This is a genomic window from Roseateles sp. GW823-FHT07B05 (assembly GCF_058794515.1).
Window position 1 is genome coordinate 1 of sequence record NZ_JBXAGX010000015.1, and the last position, 16,612, is coordinate 16,612.

The following is a 16,612-nucleotide window of genomic DNA, read 5'->3' on the forward strand; positions in this document are numbered from 1 at the left end:
CATCCGAACATCATCCCGACGCCGCTGCTGCCTTGCCACCAGATCAACCCGGAAGGCAGACCTTAATCAGCGTAGCCCTAGACTGCCCTCGCGGATCGACGTTGCGCAACGCGAAGGGTCAGACATGAATACGGCGTTCCTCCTGATGGCCCAATACGACGGTCGGGCGGTCATCCCCGTCGACGTTGTCGCGCGGGACTACTTCCCGCACCTGAGTGCCGACAAGTTCCTCAGGAAGGCAGCCCTCGGCGAGATCAGGTTGCCCGTGGTGCGCATCGACCCTGGCACTCAGAAGAGCGCAAAGGGCGTCCACCTGGCTGACTTGGCCCAGTACATCGACGACCGTCGCGCCGCAGCGATCAAGGAGGCTGCGCAGCTGGCCTGCGCCGCACGCTCCTAGCGCCGCAGCAATAGGCCGATGACGCTCTGCCGCTTGGCCACTGCCGACGATGCCAAACGCGCGGCCAATAGGTGAGCCGCGCTGACCAACGCCACACGGGCATTAATCTACATTCGCGCGATTGTTTCGGCGGGGTCGGCGTGTTCGGCCGAAACGCCAAGTGCGCAGCGCAGCAGTGACCCGGCATGGCCAAAGTGAACAGGAGTAGACGAAACGGCGTGAATCAGGCAATCAGGCGCCGTTTTGTCCCCGCCTGTTTTCTAGCGGGGACAATAGGCGGGGACAATATCTCTCTTTTGAATCAATGGCTTGCAGAGCTTGTCCCCGTGTCCCCGCTGTCCCCGCGACTTTTGCAGCGGGCGGGCGATGTAGGTCTGAAGTCGCGCCGCGCCGCCTGTGGATAACTTGCGCGCACAATCTACATTGTGCGAAATAGCGGCGGGGTTAGAAGTGCTGCATTTGTGAGCATCGGCCGCGATGCCAATAGGCATGCGGGTTGCGAGCCGGTGGGGGTGTGGACAACACCTCTGCGCGAATGTCGACAACCGGCGTTATGTTAAATAAATGTAGATTAATCTGCTGTTTGATCTACTTTGAGTGATGCGCTACGCTGCTTGCAGCGTAGCGGTTGAAGCCCCAAGCGGGCAGGAAGGAAAGCGATGACACCGGAGCAGTTCGACACCGGCCTAGAGGAGCTGGGCTGGAAGGCGGTTGACTTCACCCGCCGCACGGGTCTCGTCCCCAACACGGCCTGGCGCTGGCGCAAGGGGCTGACGCCCATCCCTGAGTGGGTGCCGCAGTACCTCGCCGCGCTGCTTGAGCTGAAGTTGCTGCGGGCGACGCTGGACCTGGAGCGGCTTCACGGCGTGCTCGCATCGGTGGCGCGGCCGATGGGTGCTGAGCCGGCGCAGACTGGGGACGCGGACGCCTGATTTCGAGTCAGGTGCACGCGGCATGCGCGGGAGTCGCTTGGCAGAGTTACCCGGTTTCCAGCGCGCCAAGTTACCCGGTTTGGGCCAGTTACCCGGAAAGTTACCCGGTTGACCGCACGCCAGTGGGCGGCCCGCTCGATGCCCAGGAATCACAATCCTGGCACACCTGAAGTGCCCTGCAGCGAGGTCACGCGGCGCACTGACCGGGTAACTTTCCGGGTAACTCGTCAAGGCCATCAAGTGAAAACCCAATAGCCATGCGGGTTTGCGGGCAGGGTTCAAGTGACCCCGGCCCACCCAAAACGAAAGGCCCGTGTCGGTGACACGGGCCTTTTTCATTTCCATCGAACCGGGGTCAATTGAACCCTTGTCCACGAATCAGTCCGACGGCCAGGCCCTCGATGCTGAAATGCTCGTCCTCGCTGACGAGGATGGGCTGGAAATCGGCGTTCTCGGGCAGGAGTTCGATGCCCGCAGGCCCGCGCTTGAAGCGCTTCACGGTCACTTCCTCGCCGACGCGGGCGACGACGACCTGGCCGTTGCGGGCCTCCTTGGCGGACTGCACCGCCAGCAGGTCGCCGTCGAGGATGCCGATGTCTCGCATGCTCATGCCCTTGACCTTGAGCAGGTAGTCGGGCTTCTTGGCGAACAGGCTGGGCTCGACGGTGTAGGTCTGCTCGACATGCTCCTGCGCCAGGATGGGCGCGCCGGCGGCGACGCGGCCGATCAGCGGCAGCGTCAGCTGCGACAGGCTGGGGATGGGCAGGCTGAACTGGCGGGCGCGGTTGACGGCGCTGAGCGTGTCGGACTTGAGCCGGATGCCGCGGGACGTGCCGCCTACCAGTTCCAGCATGCCCTTGCGGGCCAGCGCCTGCAGATGCTCCTCGGCGGCGTTGGCGGACTTGAAGCCCAGCTCGGCGGCGATTTCGGCGCGCGTGGGCGGGGAGCCGGTGCTCTCGATCGCGTGGCGGACCAGGTCGAAGATCTGCTGCTGGCGGGCGGTAAGCTTGGGTTGGTCTTGCACGGGCGGCCTTTTTGTTGGGCTGGTTGTGTATCCAGTATCTGTATTTTTATCCAGGAATCGAAAATTGCAAACCCTTGAGCCCTTGATCGTCATTCTCGGCACGGGCGGCACCATCGCCGGTACCGCGCAGAGCGCCGCGGATGGCGTGGGCTACACGGCGGCGCAGCTGCGTGTGGAGGACTTGCTGGCCGCCGTGCCGACGCTGGCCGGGCGACGGCTGGAGGCGCACCAGGTGGCGCAGCTGGACAGCAAGGACATGGACATCGCCACCTGGCAGGCGCTGGCCGCCGCGGTGCAGGCGCAGCTGGACCGGCCCGACGTGGGCGGCATCGTCATCACCCACGGCACGGACACGCTGGAGGAAACCGCTTACCTGCTGCACCGCGTGCTGGCGCCCGCCAAACCGGTGGTGCTGACGGCGGCCATGCGGCCGGCGACGGCGCTGGTGCCGGACGGGCCGCAGAACCTTGCGGATGCCGTGCAAGTGGCGGCCACGCCGGGCGCTGCGGGCGTCGTCGTGGCGTTCGCAGGGCGTGTGCATGACGCGCTGCAGGTGCGCAAGACGCACAGCTACCGCGTCGATGCGTTCGAGTCGACGGACGGCGCGCTGGTGGCGCGCGTGGAGGAGGGCACCGTGCGCGTGCTGGGCCGCTGGCCCGCGGGCGAGGCGCTGGGCCTGGTGCGCATCGCCGTGCCGGCGGCGGACTGGCCGCGCGTGGACATCGTGCTGAACCACGCCGGCGCGGACGGCCGCATCGTGCGGGCGCTGCTGGCGGCGGGCGTGGACGGCATCGTGGCCGCCGGCACCGGCAACGGCACGCTGGCCCGACCGTTGGAGGCGGCGCTGCGCGACGCGCAGGCTGCCGGTGTGCGCGTGCTGCGCAGCACGCGCTGCGATGCCGGGCCGGTGATGGACCTGCCCGGCCTGCTGCCGTCGGCCGGCGCGCTGAGCCCGGTCAAGGCCCGCATCGAGCTGATGCTGGCCTTGCTGGCGCGCTGATCAGGCGCGGCGCTGGCGGCGGGCCCAAGCCAGCACGCCCAGGCCGGCCAGCAGCATCGCGTAGGTCTCGGGCTCGGGCACCGGCGCCGTGTAGCCGGCGATGTCGGCCGTGTAGCTGTGAAGCACGCCGGGCAGCAGCTGGTAGGCGCTGGTCAGCGTGGCGCCCAGCGAGGTGGCGGTGGAGAAGCAGCCGGTCGTCACGCCCACGGGGCATTGGATGGACGAGGCGAACGGGTCCGCCTTGGTCACGTCCAGGTAGACGTCGAACTGCGTGCCGGTGCCGTTCTGCGTGACGCTGTAGTCGTTGTCGGTGCCGGCCAGGATGACGTACTTGCCGTTGGCCAGCTGCGGGCCGATGGCCAGGCCTTCCCACTTCTCGGGCGACTTGTTGCCCAGCGCGGCCAGCGTGTTGGCGTCCAGGTCCATGACCTTGGCACCCTTGGCGGCGGCGATGACACCGGCCGGCAGCGCGCCGCTGGCGGGCAGGTTGAGGCCGGACACGTCGGTGGCGGTGCTCAGGTCCACCTCGAAGACGTTCTTGTCGGGGCTGGCCACCGTGGCGCCGATGCCGATGCCGCGGTTGTTGCGCTCCAGCACGAGGAAGCGGTTGGCGTCGATGGCCACCAACGCCGAGATGCCGCGGCCCTGGCCCGAGCTGTTGAGCTGGTAGGCGTACTGGCCGACGGCCTCGCCGGTGGCGGTGTCGTACTTGACGATGCGGGTGTACTGGCCGCGCGTGCCGGAGGCGGCGTCGTAGCCGTCGGTGACGGTGCCGTTCTGCAGCATCGCGAACGCGTAGCGGCCGTCGGGCGTGATGGCCAGCGCTTCCAGGCCGCGGTTGCCTTCGCGGCCGCTGGTCAGTTGCGGCGTGCTGCCGGCGGGCGCCAGCGCGTTGTAGTCGACGCTGCTGCCGGCCTTGGGCACGAGGTTGGCCGGTGTGGCGTACTGGCGCACCAGCTGGCCGCTGCGGTTGAACTCGTAGACCGAGGGGCCGTACTCGTCGCTGACCAGCAGGTTGCCGGTGACGGGGTTGACGACGATGCCCTCGGGATCGAAGGACTTGCCCAGCAGGCTGGGCGTGGCGGGCGCCTGGCCGTTCAGCGCGATGCCGGCGCTGGTGAACTTGAGGGTCTGCTGGATCTGGAAGTTGGAGATCGCACCGGTGTTGGCGTTGATGTCCAGCGTGAAGCGCTGCACGCGCGTCTCGTAGGGCAGCGTGCCGCCGCCGGGGCCGCGGTCGGACAGGCCCCACCACTCGTTGCGGGCGCGGTCGTAGTAGATGTCGGAGAAGAAGCCGACGCGGCGGTCGAAGTCACTGCCGCTGGACAGGTCCAGCGTGTTGCCGGCGATGGTGATGCCGTTGATGAAGCTGACGTTGCTGACCGACGTGGCCGCAGCGGCCGAGGCGCTGGCGATGGCGGTCAGCGTGAGCAGAGAAGCTCGGAAGAACATGGGGCCCCCAGGACGTTGCTTTGTTGAAGAGCGTCGGAGGCTAGGCAGGGCTTGTGAAAACCCCGTGACGACGCCCCGGGGCACCCCGCACTCGCGTGAGCGGGGGAACCCGGGGCCGCGCGATCAGACGATGGTCAGCGTGACGTCGACGTTGCCGCGGGTGGCGTTGGAGTAGGGGCAGACCTCGTGGGCCGTGGCCACCAGGGCTTCCAGCTGGGCGCGCTCCATGCCGGGCACGGAGATCTTCATGTCGACCTGGATGCCGAAGGCGCCGGGCTTGTTGGCGTGCGGGCCGATGGCGACGTCGCTGGTGATGGAGACCTCGGCGGGCAGGGCGATCTTCTGCTTGCCGGCGACGGCCTTCATCGCGCCGATGAAGCAGGCGGAGTAGCCGGCCGCGAACAGCTGCTCGGGGTTGGTGCCGAAGGCGCCGTCGCCGCCCAGTTGCTTGGGCGTGGTCAGCACGGCGTCCAGCGCGCCGTCGGAGGACTTGGCGGTGCCGGCGCGGCCGCCGGTGGCGGTGGCGGTGGCGGTGTAGAGGGCTTTTTCGATGGCCATGGTGGGCTCCTTGGGGGTGGGGGAACGGGAAGAGGTGAGGCGCTTCAGGCCGCCTCGGTGGCCGCAGTCAGCTGACTGCGCAACTCATGGAGGCGCTGCGTCAGCAGCGCGAGTTCGTGCAGGTCGCAGGCGCTGGCGCAGGCCAGCTGGCCGGGAATGTCCAGCGCCTGGCGGCGCAGCTTGCGCCCGGCGGGCGTCAGGAAGATGTCGACGCGGCGCTCGTCATCCCGGGCGCGGCGGCGTTCGATGTGGCCCAGCGTCTCCAGGCGCTTGAGCAGCGGCGTGAGGGTGCCGGAGTCCAGCGACAGCCGCTGCCCCAGCTGGCCGACGGCCAGGCCGTCGCTCTCCCACAGCACCAGCATCACGAGGTACTGCGGGTAGGTCAGGCCCAGCGGGGCCAGCAGCGGCTTGTAGAGCTTGGTCATCGCCAGCGAGCTGCTGTAGAGCGCGAAGCACAGCTGGCGGTCCAGCTGCAGCCACTGCTCCCGCGGGTCGGCGGCCGGAGCGGCGTCGGCAGCGGAGGCGGTGGTGGGCTTGTGGCGTGGCATGGGCGAGAATGTAGGCGGCAATTAAATTGCACACAATCAAAATGGTCTTTCTGGTGACAGCCGGCGCGCCGGCGGTCTGCGACCATGCGCGTCAAATCAACTTCAAGAGGAGAGGGCCATGCAGACCCTGGCTTTGGTGCTCGCAACGCTGCTCGCGCTGCTGCACGTCTACATCCTGGTGCTGGAGATGTTCTTCTGGACCAAGCCGCTGGGTCGCAAGGCCTTCGGGCTGAAGGCGGACTTCGCCGAGCAGAGCAAGGCGCTGGCGGCCAACCAGGGGCTGTACAACGGCTTCTTGGCGGCCGGCCTGGCGTGGGGCGTCATGCAGGGCGCGGTCGCGGGCCGGCCCTGGATGATCTTCTTCGCGGGCTGCGTGGTGGTGGCCGGCGTGTTCGGTGCGGCCACCGCGTCGCGCAAGATCCTGTTCGTGCAGGCGCTGCCCGGCGCGCTGACGCTGGCGGCCGCGCTGGCCGCCTGAGCGGCCTGATCGGCTGTCAGGCGCTCAAGCGGACAGCGCCTCGATCTGCTCGCCCAGCTCCAGCCAGCGCATCTCGTCGGCTTCGAGCTGGTCGGCAATCGCCTTCAGGCGCTTGCCCATCTCGGCGATGGCCGACGCGGCGGCGCCTTCGGCAAGCTGCGCCTCGATGCCCGCGCGCTCCTCGGCCAGCGCGTGCATGCGCTTGTCGATGGCGTCCATCTCCTTGCGCAGCGGCCGCGTCTGCTCGGCCAGCTTGGCGCGCGCCTGGCCCGAGGCCTTGCGGTCCACGGGCGCCGAAGGCGCCGGCGCGGGAGCGGCCGCCGCCTTGGGCTTGGGCGCCGGGGCCGACGCCTGCTTCTTGGCCGCGCGCGCGGCTTCCTTGCTCTGCTCCAGCAGCCAGCGCTGGTAGTCGTCCAGGTCGCCGTCGAAGGGCTTGACGACGCCGTCGGCCACCAGCCAGAACTCGTCGCAGACCTCGCGCAGCAGCGCGCGGTCATGGCTGACCAGCATGACGGTGCCCTCGAACTCGTTCAGCGCCATCGACAGCGCCTCGCGGGTGTTCAGGTCCAGGTGGTTGGTGGGTTCGTCCAGCAGCAGCAGGTTGGGGCGCTGCCACACGAGCATCGCCAGCACGAGGCGCGCCTTCTCGCCGCCGCTCAGGCTGCCGACCTGCTGGTTGACCATGTCGCCCGTGAAGCGGAACTGGCCGAGGAAGTCGCGCAGCTCCTGCTCACGGCCTTGCGGGCCGACCTCGCGCGCAAGCCGCACCATGTGCTCCAGCGGGCCTTCGTCCAGGCGCAGCACATCCAGCTCCTGCTGGGCGAAGTAGCCGATGGACAGGCCCTTGCCTTCGGTCAGCTTGCCGCCCATGGGCGCCTGCGCGCGGGCAATGGTCTTGACCAGCGTGGACTTGCCCTGGCCGTTGGCGCCCAGGATGCCGATGCGCTGGCCGGCCAGCACGGAGCGATCGACACCGCGGACGATGATCTTGTCGCCGTCGTCGGTCGCATAGCCGGCCGACAGTTCGTCGAACATCAGCATCGGGTTGGGCAGGTTCAGCGGCTCGCGGAACTCGAAGTTGAAGTCGGCGGACGCCAGCACCGGCGCGAGCTTCTCCATGCGCTCCAGCGCCTTCACGCGGCTCTGCGCCTGCTTGGCCTTGCTGGCCTTGGCCTTGAAGCGGTCGATGAACTTCTGCAGGTGGGCCACGCGGTCCTGCTGCTTGGCGAACGCGGCCTGCTGCAGCACCATGCGCTCGGCGCGCTGGGTTTCGAAGCTGGTGTAGTTGCCGCCGTAGCGCACCAGCTTGCCTTCGTCCAGGTGCAGCGTGACCTTGGTGATCGCGTCGAGGAACTCGCGGTCATGGCTGATGACGATCATGGTGCCGTCGTAGCGCAGCAGCCAGGCTTCCAGCCAGACGAGCGCGTCCAGGTCCAAGTGGTTGGTGGGCTCGTCCAGCAGCATCAGCTCGGCCGGGCACATCAGCGCGCGTGCCAACTGCAGGCGCATGCGCCAGCCGCCAGAGAAGCTGTTGACGGGCGCGTCGAGCTGGTCGGTCTTGAAGCCCAGGCCCATCAGCAGCGCCTGCGCGCGCGAGCGGGCGTCGAACGCGCCGGCGTCGGCCAGCGCGGCGTGCGCGTCGGCCATCGCGTGGCCGTCCTCGGCGGCCTCGGCCTCGGCCAGCGCCACGCGGGCGGCCACCAGCGTCAGGTCGCCCTGCAGCACGTAGTCGGTCGCGCCGTCGTCGGTCTCGGGCATGTTCTGGGCCACTTCGGAGCGGCGCCAGTGCTTGGGCACCTCGACCTCACCCTTGTCGTTGCCCAGGCGGTTCGTCAGCAGCGCGAACAGGCTGGACTTGCCGGCGCCGTTGCGGCCGACGAGGCCGATCTTTTCACCGGGTTGCAGCGTGGCGGACGCGTCGTCCAGCACCACCTTCACGCCGCGGCGCAGCGTGATGTTGCGAAGGGTAATCACAGCAAATTCTCTTTCGTCACCAGCAGCACCTGGTCGGCACCGGATGAGGTTTCCATCCACACGACATCGAGATCCGGGAAGGCGGCTTCGAAGTGCTCGCGCTCGTTGCCGATCTCCAGCACCAGCACGCCGTCGTCGTTCAGGGCGGCTGGCGCCGCGCGCAGCAGTTCGCGGATGAAGTCCATGCCGTCGCTGCCGCCGGCCAGTGCCAGCTCGGGCTCGGCCAGGTACTCGGCGGGGAGGGCGGCCATGCTGCCGCTGTTCACGTAGGGCGGGTTGCAGAGGATGAGGTCGTAGGTGCCCTCGGCACCGGCCAGCCCGTCGCCCTGCAGCAGGCGGATGCGCGACGCCAGGTCATGGCGCTCGACATTCAGTTTCGCCACGGCCAGCGCGTCGGCGCTGAGGTCCAGCGCGTCCACCGCCACGTCGGGCCAGGCCATCGCTGCCAGCACGGCCAGGCTGCCGTTGCCGGTGCACAGGTCCAGCACGCGGCGGCTGGCCGGGTTCAGCCAGGGGTCGATGCTGGCGTCGACGATCAGCTCGGCGATGAAGCTGCGCGGCACGATGGCGCGCTCGTCGATCGTGAACGGCACGCCCTGCAGCCAGGCCTCGCCGGTCAGGTAGGCGGCGGGCTTGCGGGTCGCGATGCGCTCGTCGACGAGCGCCGTGATGGCAGCCTCTTCGGCGCCGGTCAGCTCGCGGGCCTCGTGGTCGTCCAGCGCGTCCAGCGGCAGGCCCAGGCGCCACAACGCCAGCCACGCGGCCTCGTCGAACGCGTTCGTCGTGCCATGGCCAAAAAACAAGCCCGCCTGGGTCAGGCGGGCGGCTTGGGTGTCAATGCAGTCGATCAGCTTCAAGTGCCGCGGACGTCCAGGGTGATTTCGGTGAAGCTGGCTTCGTCGCCAGCCTTCTCTTCCTTGCGGGGGGCGGTTGCGAGGCGCGAGCCGGGCGCCTCGTTCTGCAGCCGCCACAGCAGGTTGGTGGGCGAGTCGGCGAAGGCCAGGCCTTCCTCGCGGGTGATGGTGCCGTCGGTGATGAGCTTGGCGAAATGCTCTTCGTAGGTCTGCGAACCCTCGGCGATGGACTTCTCCATCGCCTCCTTCACGCCGGTGAAGTCGCCCTGCTCGATGAGCTCGGCCACCAGTTTGGAGTTCAGCAGGATCTCCAGCACCGGCACGCGGCCGCCGGCCGTGGCGCGCACGAGGCGCTGCGACACGATGGCCTTCAGGCCCGCGGCCAGGTCGTTCAGCAGCGCCGGGCGGGACTCGGGCGTGTAGAACGACAGGATGCGGTTCAGCGCGTGGTAGGTGTTGTTGCCGTGCAGCGTGGCCAGCACGAGGTGGCCCGACAGCGCGTAGCTGATGGCCGCCGTCATCGTGTCGCGGTCGCGGATCTCGCCGATGAGGATGCAGTCCGGCGCCTGGCGCAGCGCGTTCTTCAGCGCGATCTGCAACGACGCGGTGTCGCGGCCGATCTCGCGCTGGTTGACAACCGAGCGCTTGTTGCTGAACAGGTATTCGATCGGGTCCTCGATGGTGAGGATGTGCCCGGTCATCGTCTGGTTGCGCAGCTCCAGCATGCTGGCCAGCGTCGTGCTCTTGCCGGTGCCGGTTGCGCCCACCATCAGGATCAGCCCGCGCTTCTCCTTGATCATGCCGCCCAGGATGGGCGGCAGGCCCAGGCTGTCCATCGTCGGGATGTCGTGCGGGATGTGCCGGAACACGCCCGCAATCGACCCGCGCTGGCGGAAGCCCGACAGCCGGAAGCTGCCCACGCCGCTGACCGACACGGCCATGTTCAGCTCGCCGGAGCTGTCCAGCTCCGACAGGCTGGCGGGGTCGATGACCTCGGAGATGAGCTGGCGCGGCTGCGGCGGCGTCAGGAGCTGGTCGGACAGCTGCACCGTCTGACCGTTGATGCGGATCAGCACCGGCATGTTGGCCGAGAGGTAGCAGTCCGACGCACCCTTGTCGGCCATCAGCCGCAGGATGCGCTCCATGTTGCCGCTGGTGGCCATGCTCAGGCGCGCAGCAGTTCGTTGATGCTCGTCTTCGAGCGGGTTTGCGCGTCCACGCGCTTCACGATGATCGCCGCGTACAGGCTGTAGCGGCCGCCGTCCTTGGGCAGCGAGCCCGAGATGACGACGGAGCCCGCCGGGATGCGGCCATAGCTGACGGTGTCGGTGGCGCGGTCGTAGATCGGCGTGCTCTGGCCGATGTAGACGCCCATCGAGATGACCGAGTTCTCTTCGACGATGACGCCTTCGACGACCTCGGAGCGGGCGCCGATGAAGCAGTTGTCTTCGATGATGGTCGGGTTGGCCTGCAGCGGCTCCAGCACGCCGCCGATGCCGACGCCGCCCGACAGGTGCACGTTCTTGCCGATCTGCGCGCAGGAGCCGACGGTGGCCCAGGTGTCGACCATGGCGCCTTCATCGACGTAGGCGCCGATGTTCACGTAGGACGGCATCAGCACCACGTTCCTCGCCTGGAAGCTGCCGCGGCGGGCGACGGCCGGCGGAACCACGCGCACGCCGGTGGCGCGCAGCTCGGCTTCGGTCATGCCGGCGAACTTGGTGGGCACCTTGTCGAAGAAGGTCAGTTCCTTGTCGCCCATGATGCGGTTGTCGTTCAGGCGGAACGACAGCAGCACGGCCTTCTTGATCCACTGGTGCACGGTCCATTGGCCCACGCCTTCACGGGTGGCCACGCGCAGGCGGCCGGCGTCCAGTTCGGCGATGACGTGGTCGACGGCCTGGCGCACTTCGGGCGCGTTGACGGGATCGAGCGAGGTGCGGTTGTCCCAGGCGAGGTCGATCGTGCTTTGGAGTTCGGCGATGTTCATGGGCGGGATTTCGTGAAGGAGACGATGCGGCGGGCGGCTTCCAGGCATTCGGCCTCGTCGGCCACGAGGGCCAGGCGGATGCGCCCGGCGCCGGGGTTGCTGCCGTGGGCCGGGCGGGCCAGCAGGCTGCCCGGCAGGACCGCGAGATTGTATTGAGCGAGCAGGCCCTGGGCGAAGGCGACGTCGTTACCACCTGGAACCGCGGCCCACAGGTAGAAGCCGGCGTCGGGCAGCGCCACGTCCAGCACCTCGGCCAGCAGCGGCGTCACTTCGGCGAACTTCTGCCGGTAACGCGCACGGTTGTCCACGACGTGCGCCTCGTCGTTCCAGGCCGCGATGCTGGCGGCCTGCACCAGCGGGCTCATCGCGCTGCCGTGGTAGGTGCGGTAGAGCAGGAACTTCTTCAGCAGTGCGGCGTCACCGGCCACGAAGCCCGAGCGCAGCCCCGGCACGTTGGAGCGCTTGGACAGCGACGTGAACGCGATGAGGTTCTTGAAGTCGCTGCGGCCCAGCCTGGCGGCGGCTTCCAGGCCGCCCAGCGGCGCCTCGTCACGGAAGTAGATCTCCGAGTAGCACTCGTCGGAGGCGATGACGAAGCCGTGCCGGTCGCTCAGCTCGAACAGCGTCCGCCACTCGGCGAGCGGCATCACCGCGCCGCTGGGGTTGCCGGGCGAGCAGACGTACAGCAGCTGCGTCCTGGCCCAGGTGGCGTCCTCGATCTGCGACCAGTCCACCGCGAAGTTGCGCGCCGGGTCGGCGTTGGCGTAGGCCACATCGGCACCGGCCAGCAGCGCGGCGCCTTCGTAGATTTGATAGAAGGGGTTGGGGCAGACCACCGTGGCGCCGGCGCGACTGCCGTCCACCACCGTCTGCGCGATGGCGAACAGCGCCTCGCGCGAGCCGTTGACCGGCAGCACCTGCGTGGCCGCGTTCAGCGCCAGCCCGTAGCGGCGCTGCAGCCAGCCGGCGATGGCCTCGCGCAGCGCGGGCGTGCCGGCCGTGGCCGGGTAGCCGGCCAGCTGCGGCATCGCGTCCTGGATGGCCTGGGCGATGAAGGCCGGCGCCGGGTGGCGGGGTTCGCCGATGCCCAGCGAGATCGGCGCGAAATCCGGGTTGGGCCGGATGTCGGCCGTCAGCTGCTTCAGGCGTTCAAACGGATAAGGGTGCAGCCGGTCGAGCAGCGGATTCATGCGCCCAGCATCCCCGACTCGAAGCCATGCGACGGCAGGTCCACGCGCGGCGCGGGCGTCCAGCCGGCCTTGCGGTGCTCGGCGACGACGTTGGTGTAGATGCCGCCGCGCACGTACCACTTGGCGGTGATGCGGATGAAGCGCGGGTCGGTGACCTTGACGATGTCGTCCAGGATCTTGTTGGTGACCTTCTCGTGGAACGAGCCCTCGTTGCGGTAGCTCCAGAAGTACATCTTCAGGCTCTTCAGCTCCACGCACAGCTCGTCCGCGATCATGTCGATCGTGAAGTGGGCGAAGTCGGGCTGGCCGGTCAGCGGGCAGTGGCAGGTGAACTCGGGCACCTGGAACTGGATGACGTAGTCGCGCTCGGGGTTGGGGTTCGGAAAGACCAGGATGTCCTTGCTGGGCTTGCTCGGCGGGTTCGGCGGCACCTCGCGCATCTTGGGCTTGTTCTTCTTGGCGGGGGCGGCGGCAGCGGACTTCTTGGTGGCCATGGCAGTGAGGCGTTCTGGGAGGGGGCGAATGCTATCATCCGGCCCCGTCGGAGCGCCCCTGCAGGGCGCTTTTCTTTAGCCAAATCAAGGGCTTACCTCGCGACCTCCATGCGGCTGAACTCGATCAAGCTCGCCGGCTTCAAGTCCTTCGCCGAACCCACCACCTTCCAGCTGCCGGGGCAGCTCGTCGGCGTCGTGGGCCCCAACGGCTGCGGCAAGTCCAACATCATGGACGCCGTGCGCTGGGTGCTGGGCGAGAGCAAGGCCAGCGAGCTGCGTGGCGAGTCCATGCAGGACGTCATCTTCAACGGCTCGGGCAACCGCAAGCCGGCGGGGCGCTCCAGCGTGGAGCTGGTGTTCGACAACAGTTCGGCGCGCGCCGGCGGGCCGTGGAACCAGTTCACCGAGATCGCCGTCAAGCGCGTGCTGACGCGCGACGGCACGAGCAGCTACTTCATCAACAACCAGCCGGTGCGCCGCCGCGACGTGCAGGACGTGTTCCTGGGCACGGGCCTGGGGCCGCGCGCCTACGCCATCATCGGCCAGGGCACCATCTCGCGCATCATCGAGAGCAAGCCCGAGGAGATGCGGCTGTTCCTCGAAGAGGCCGCGGGTGTCTCCAAGTACAAGGAACGACGCCGCGAGACCGAGAACCGGCTGAAGGACACGCGCGAGAACCTGACGCGTGTCGACGACATCCTGCGCGAGCTGAACGCCAACCTCGAGAAGCTGGAGCGCCAGGCCGAGGTGGCGGCGAGTTACCGCAGCCTGCAGGACAGCGGCACGCTGAAGTTGCACCAGCTGTGGTTCCTGAAAGCGCGCGACGCCGGCAACGAGGCCACGCGGGTGAAGCTCGCGCATGCCGAGGCGCTGAACGCGCTGGAGTCCCGCACGGCCGAGCTGCGCGCCGTGGAGGCCGAGCTGGAGGAAGTGCGCCAGCAGCACTACGCTGCCGGCGACGAGCTGCACGCGTCGCAAGGCCGTTATGCCGAAGCGCAGCTGGAGGTGAGCCGGCTGGAGGAGCGCATCCGCTTCGTCGTCGAGAGCCGCAACCGCGCTCAGGCGCGCCTGGCCGAGCTGCATGCGCAGGACCGGCAGTGGCGCGAGCGCGTCGAGCAGTCCAGCGCCGAGCTGGAAGGCATTGCCGAGCAGATTGCCGGCGCCGACGAGCAGAGCGAGATCCTCGCCGCGCAGGCCGAGGAACAGCAGGCCCAGCTTCCCACCAGCGAGGACGCCGTGCGAGCCGCGCAGGCCCGTGCCAACGAGCAGCGCGCGCTGGTGGCGCAGGTGCAGCAGCAGATCCAGGTGCTGGCGGCCGAAAGCCGCAGCGTGGACGAGCAGGTCAAGTCGCTGCGGCAGCGCGAGGACCGGCTGACGGCCGAGTCGCGCGCGCTGGGCGCACCCGACCACGACGCGCTGGAGGCCTTGAAGGCGCGCAGCGCCGAGGCCGACGAGGCGCGCGAGCTGTCGGAAGGCCGGCTTCAGGAGCTGGCCGAGCAGCTGCCGCAGCTGGAGGAGCAACGCCGCAACGCGCAGCAGGATGCCAACGCGCAGCTGGCCCGGCAGTCGGAGCTGACCGCCCGGCTGGAAGCGCTGAAGGCGTTGCAGGAGAAAGTGCAGACCGAGGGCAAGTTGAAGCCCTGGCTGGCCAAGCACGGCCTGGACGGCCTGCAGGGGCTGTGGACCAAGCTGCACATCACCTCCGGCTGGGAGAACGCGCTGGAGGCCGCGCTGCGCGAGCGGATGGGTGCACTCAGCGTGAGCCGGCTGGACACCGTGCGCGCCTTCGAGCGGGATGCCCCGCCGGCCCGCCTGGCGTTCTACTCCACGCCCGCCGGCGCCATCGCCAACACGCACGAGACGCTGCCCACGCTGACATCGCTGCTGAAGCTGGCTGACGCCGGCCTCGTGGCGCTGCTGAACGACTGGCTGGAAGGCGTCTACACGGCGCCCGACCTCGACGCGGCGCTGGCCGCTCGCGACCGGCTGACGCACGGCGAGCTGATCCTGACACCGCAAGGCCATGCGGTGGGCCAGTTCTCGGTGACCTTCTATGCGCCCGATTCCGAGCAGGCCGGCCTGCTGGCGCGCGCACAGGAGATCGAGCAGCTGACGACCGCGCAGCGCGCCCAGAACCTCGTTGCCGATGAGGCCCGCATCACGCTCACGCGGCTGGAGCACCAGTTCAACGACGCCAACGGCCGCCTGACGGCGCTGCGCCGCGAGGCCAGCGAGACGCAGACGCGCGCGCACCAGCTGCACGTCGAGCTGCTGCGCCTCACGCAGCAGGCCGAAGCCAGCCAGCAGCGCCGTAGCGCGCTCGATGCCGAGCTGGCCGAGATCGCCGAACAGCAGGAGGCGCTGCAGGAGCGCCGCGCGGTGGGCGAGGCGCGCTTCGAGGAGCTGGACATCCAGCTGGGCGACGCGCAACAGCGCCATGCCGAGCTGGAAGACGGCACCATCGCCGCTGAACGCAAGCTGGCCGACGCCCGAGAGCAGCTGCGCATGCTGGAGCGACGCGCGCAGGAAGCCCGCTTCGCGACACAGGCGCTGGCCGCCCGCCGCGGCGAGCTGCAACGTGGCATCGAGACCGCGCAGGCGCAGATCGCCACCGTTGCGACGTCTGCCGCCAGCCTGCAGGCGGAGCTGGACGGCTTCAACGATGCCGCCGCCGAGGCCGGCCTGCAGGATGCGCTGGCGCTGAAGGTCGAGCGCGAGGGGCAGCTTTCCGCCGTGCGCGCCAGCTACGACGACCTCAGCTTGCGCCTGCGCAAGGCCGACGAGCAGCGCCTGACGTTCGAGCGCAGCCTGGACCCGCTGCGCGAGGCCATCACCAAGCTGCAGCTGGAAGAACAGGCCGCGCAGCTGGGCGGCGCGCAGTACCGCGAGCAGCTGGAGGCGGCGGCTGTTGATCAGGAGGCGCTGGCCCGGTCCATCGAGGAAGGCGGCGTGAAGCTCTACGGCCTGCAGGGCGAGATCGACCGCATCAACCGCGAGATCGCCGCACTCGGTGCGGTCAACCTCGCGGCGCTGGACGAGCTGACCGCGGCGCGCGAGCGCAAGACCTTCCTGGACGCGCAGTGCGCCGACCTGAACGCCGCGATCAAGACGCTGGAAGACGCGATCCACAAGATCGACCTGGAGACGCGCGACCTGCTGGGTTCCACCTTCAACCAGGTCAACGAACACTTCGGCCGCATGTTCCCCGAGCTGTTCGGCGGCGGGCAGGCGCGGCTGGTGATGACGGGCGAGGAAATCCTGGACGCCGGCGTGCAGGTCATGGCGCAGCCGCCGGGCAAGAAGAACAGCACCATCCATCTGCTGTCCGGCGGCGAGAAGGCGCTGACCGCGATCGCGCTGGTGTTCGCGATCTTCCAGCTCAACCCGGCGCCGTTCTGCCTGCTGGACGAGGTGGACGCGCCGCTGGATGACGCCAACACCGAGCGCTACGCCAAGCTCGTCAGCAAGATGAGCAGCGGCACGCAATTCCTCTTCATCTCGCACAACAAGATTGCGATGGAAATGGCTGAACAACTGATTGGGGTGACGATGCAGGAGCAGGGCGTCTCGCGCATCGTCGCGGTGGACATGGACAAGGCCCTGGCCATGGCCGAGACGTGAGCCCCTCGCCCGGTCTTGCCGCGCTGAACGCGGGCAAGCCCGGTCGGTCCCCCGCGGGGACAGCGATGCCCGCCGGATCGACCGGCAGGTGCATCGC

The 16,612-nt window shown here is 68.7% G+C and carries 15 protein-coding genes; 5 read left to right on the plus strand and 10 right to left on the minus strand.

The window, feature by feature from the left end; translation table 11 throughout:
* Positions 1-124: 124 nt before the first annotated feature.
* Together AC1Q7O_RS23315 and AC1Q7O_RS23320 are read left to right on the plus strand one after the other, a co-directional pair.
* Positions 125-400 (plus strand): pyocin activator PrtN family protein, encoded by a 276-nt coding sequence (locus AC1Q7O_RS23315; RefSeq protein ID WP_492661305.1) that lies wholly within the window; start codon positions 125-127, stop codon positions 398-400.
* A 659-nt stretch (positions 401-1,059) separates the two neighbouring features.
* On the plus strand, positions 1,060-1,332 hold the full coding sequence (locus AC1Q7O_RS23320; RefSeq protein ID WP_492661304.1) for a hypothetical protein: 273 nt from the start codon (positions 1,060-1,062) through the stop codon (positions 1,330-1,332).
* 355 nt (positions 1,333-1,687) lie between these two features.
* On the opposite strand, the gene lexA is transcribed toward AC1Q7O_RS23320, so the two are convergent.
* A complete protein-coding gene (lexA, locus tag AC1Q7O_RS23325; protein ID WP_492661303.1) occupies positions 1,688-2,356 on the minus strand; it encodes a transcriptional repressor LexA in 669 nt (222 codons plus the stop codon).
* Between the two features lie 82 nt (positions 2,357-2,438).
* Between lexA and AC1Q7O_RS23330 the strand changes: the two genes are divergently transcribed.
* Positions 2,439-3,356, plus strand: coding sequence for an asparaginase (locus AC1Q7O_RS23330; RefSeq protein ID WP_492661302.1), 918 nt, complete (start codon positions 2,439-2,441; stop codon positions 3,354-3,356).
* Here AC1Q7O_RS23330 and AC1Q7O_RS23335 read toward each other — a convergent pair whose 3' ends face one another.
* The 3 genes from AC1Q7O_RS23335 to AC1Q7O_RS23345 all read right to left on the minus strand — a co-directional run bounded on the left by AC1Q7O_RS23335 (position 3,357) and on the right by AC1Q7O_RS23345 (position 5,914).
* Entirely contained in the window at positions 3,357-4,808 is a 1,452-nt protein-coding gene (locus AC1Q7O_RS23335; RefSeq protein ID WP_492661301.1) for an esterase-like activity of phytase family protein, read from the minus strand. It lies immediately after the preceding gene.
* Between the two features lie 123 nt (positions 4,809-4,931).
* The gene (locus AC1Q7O_RS23340; protein WP_492661300.1) at positions 4,932-5,366 is read right to left on the minus strand and encodes an organic hydroperoxide resistance protein; all 435 of its coding nucleotides are present in this window, start codon (positions 5,364-5,366) and stop codon (positions 4,932-4,934) included.
* A 44-nt stretch (positions 5,367-5,410) separates the two neighbouring features.
* Positions 5,411-5,914, minus strand: coding sequence for a MarR family winged helix-turn-helix transcriptional regulator (locus tag AC1Q7O_RS23345; RefSeq protein ID WP_492661299.1), 504 nt, complete (start codon positions 5,912-5,914; stop codon positions 5,411-5,413).
* Positions 5,915-6,032: 118 nt separating this feature from the next.
* Here AC1Q7O_RS23345 and AC1Q7O_RS23350 point away from each other — a divergent pair, with 118 nt between their 5' ends.
* Positions 6,033-6,392, plus strand: a complete 360-nt coding sequence (locus tag AC1Q7O_RS23350) for a DUF1304 domain-containing protein (RefSeq protein WP_492661298.1) — start codon at positions 6,033-6,035, stop codon at positions 6,390-6,392.
* A gap of 24 nt (positions 6,393-6,416) precedes the next feature.
* On the opposite strand, the gene AC1Q7O_RS23355 is transcribed toward AC1Q7O_RS23350, so the two are convergent.
* From AC1Q7O_RS23355 to queF, 6 genes are read right to left on the minus strand one after another with little or no spacing between them, the layout of a single operon-like run.
* Positions 6,417-8,366 (minus strand): ABC-F family ATP-binding cassette domain-containing protein, encoded by a 1,950-nt coding sequence (locus tag AC1Q7O_RS23355; RefSeq protein WP_492661297.1) that lies wholly within the window; start codon positions 8,364-8,366, stop codon positions 6,417-6,419.
* Entirely contained in the window at positions 8,363-9,223 is an 861-nt protein-coding gene (gene prmB / locus AC1Q7O_RS23360; protein WP_492661296.1) for a 50S ribosomal protein L3 N(5)-glutamine methyltransferase, read from the minus strand. Before prmB ends, AC1Q7O_RS23355 begins: the two co-directional genes overlap by 4 nt.
* Complete coding sequence (locus AC1Q7O_RS23365) at positions 9,220-10,383, minus strand: PilT/PilU family type 4a pilus ATPase (RefSeq protein ID WP_492661295.1); 1,164 nt, start codon at positions 10,381-10,383, stop codon at positions 9,220-9,222. The genes prmB and AC1Q7O_RS23365 overlap by 4 nt, the downstream gene beginning before the upstream one ends.
* 2 nt (positions 10,384-10,385) lie before the next feature.
* A complete protein-coding gene (gene dapD / locus AC1Q7O_RS23370; protein WP_492661294.1) occupies positions 10,386-11,210 on the minus strand; it encodes a 2,3,4,5-tetrahydropyridine-2,6-dicarboxylate N-succinyltransferase in 825 nt (274 codons plus the stop codon).
* Positions 11,207-12,400, minus strand: a complete 1,194-nt coding sequence (gene dapC, locus AC1Q7O_RS23375) for a succinyldiaminopimelate transaminase (RefSeq protein WP_492661293.1) — start codon at positions 12,398-12,400, stop codon at positions 11,207-11,209. The genes dapD and dapC overlap by 4 nt, the downstream gene beginning before the upstream one ends.
* Entirely contained in the window at positions 12,397-12,840 is a 444-nt protein-coding gene (gene queF / locus AC1Q7O_RS23380; protein WP_492661306.1) for a preQ(1) synthase, read from the minus strand. Before queF ends, dapC begins: the two co-directional genes overlap by 4 nt.
* A gap of 162 nt (positions 12,841-13,002) precedes the next feature.
* Here queF and smc point away from each other — a divergent pair, with 162 nt between their 5' ends.
* A complete protein-coding gene (gene smc / locus AC1Q7O_RS23385; RefSeq protein WP_492661292.1) occupies positions 13,003-16,515 on the plus strand; it encodes a chromosome segregation protein SMC in 3,513 nt (1,170 codons plus the stop codon).
* The last annotated feature ends 97 nt before the right edge of the window (positions 16,516-16,612 follow it).

Coding starts and splice junctions, on each gene's coding strand:
- AC1Q7O_RS23315 (WP_492661305.1), top strand. CDS start 125: ATGAATACGGCGTTCCTCCTGATGGCCCAATACGACGGTCGGGCGGTC.
- AC1Q7O_RS23320 (WP_492661304.1), top strand. CDS start 1,060: ATGACACCGGAGCAGTTCGACACCGGCCTAGAGGAGCTGGGCTGGAAG.
- AC1Q7O_RS23335 (WP_492661301.1), bottom strand. CDS start 4,808: ATGTTCTTCCGAGCTTCTCTGCTCACGCTGACCGCCATCGCCAGCGCC.
- AC1Q7O_RS23340 (WP_492661300.1), bottom strand. CDS start 5,366: ATGGCCATCGAAAAAGCCCTCTACACCGCCACCGCCACCGCCACCGGC.
- AC1Q7O_RS23345 (WP_492661299.1), bottom strand. CDS start 5,914: ATGCCACGCCACAAGCCCACCACCGCCTCCGCTGCCGACGCCGCTCCG.
- AC1Q7O_RS23350 (WP_492661298.1), top strand. CDS start 6,033: ATGCAGACCCTGGCTTTGGTGCTCGCAACGCTGCTCGCGCTGCTGCAC.
- AC1Q7O_RS23365 (WP_492661295.1), bottom strand. CDS start 10,383: ATGGCCACCAGCGGCAACATGGAGCGCATCCTGCGGCTGATGGCCGAC.
- dapD (WP_492661294.1), bottom strand. CDS start 11,210: ATGAACATCGCCGAACTCCAAAGCACGATCGACCTCGCCTGGGACAAC.
- dapC (WP_492661293.1), bottom strand. CDS start 12,400: ATGAATCCGCTGCTCGACCGGCTGCACCCTTATCCGTTTGAACGCCTG.
- queF (WP_492661306.1), bottom strand. CDS start 12,840: ATGCGCGAGGTGCCGCCGAACCCGCCGAGCAAGCCCAGCAAGGACATC.
- smc (WP_492661292.1), top strand. CDS start 13,003: ATGCGGCTGAACTCGATCAAGCTCGCCGGCTTCAAGTCCTTCGCCGAA.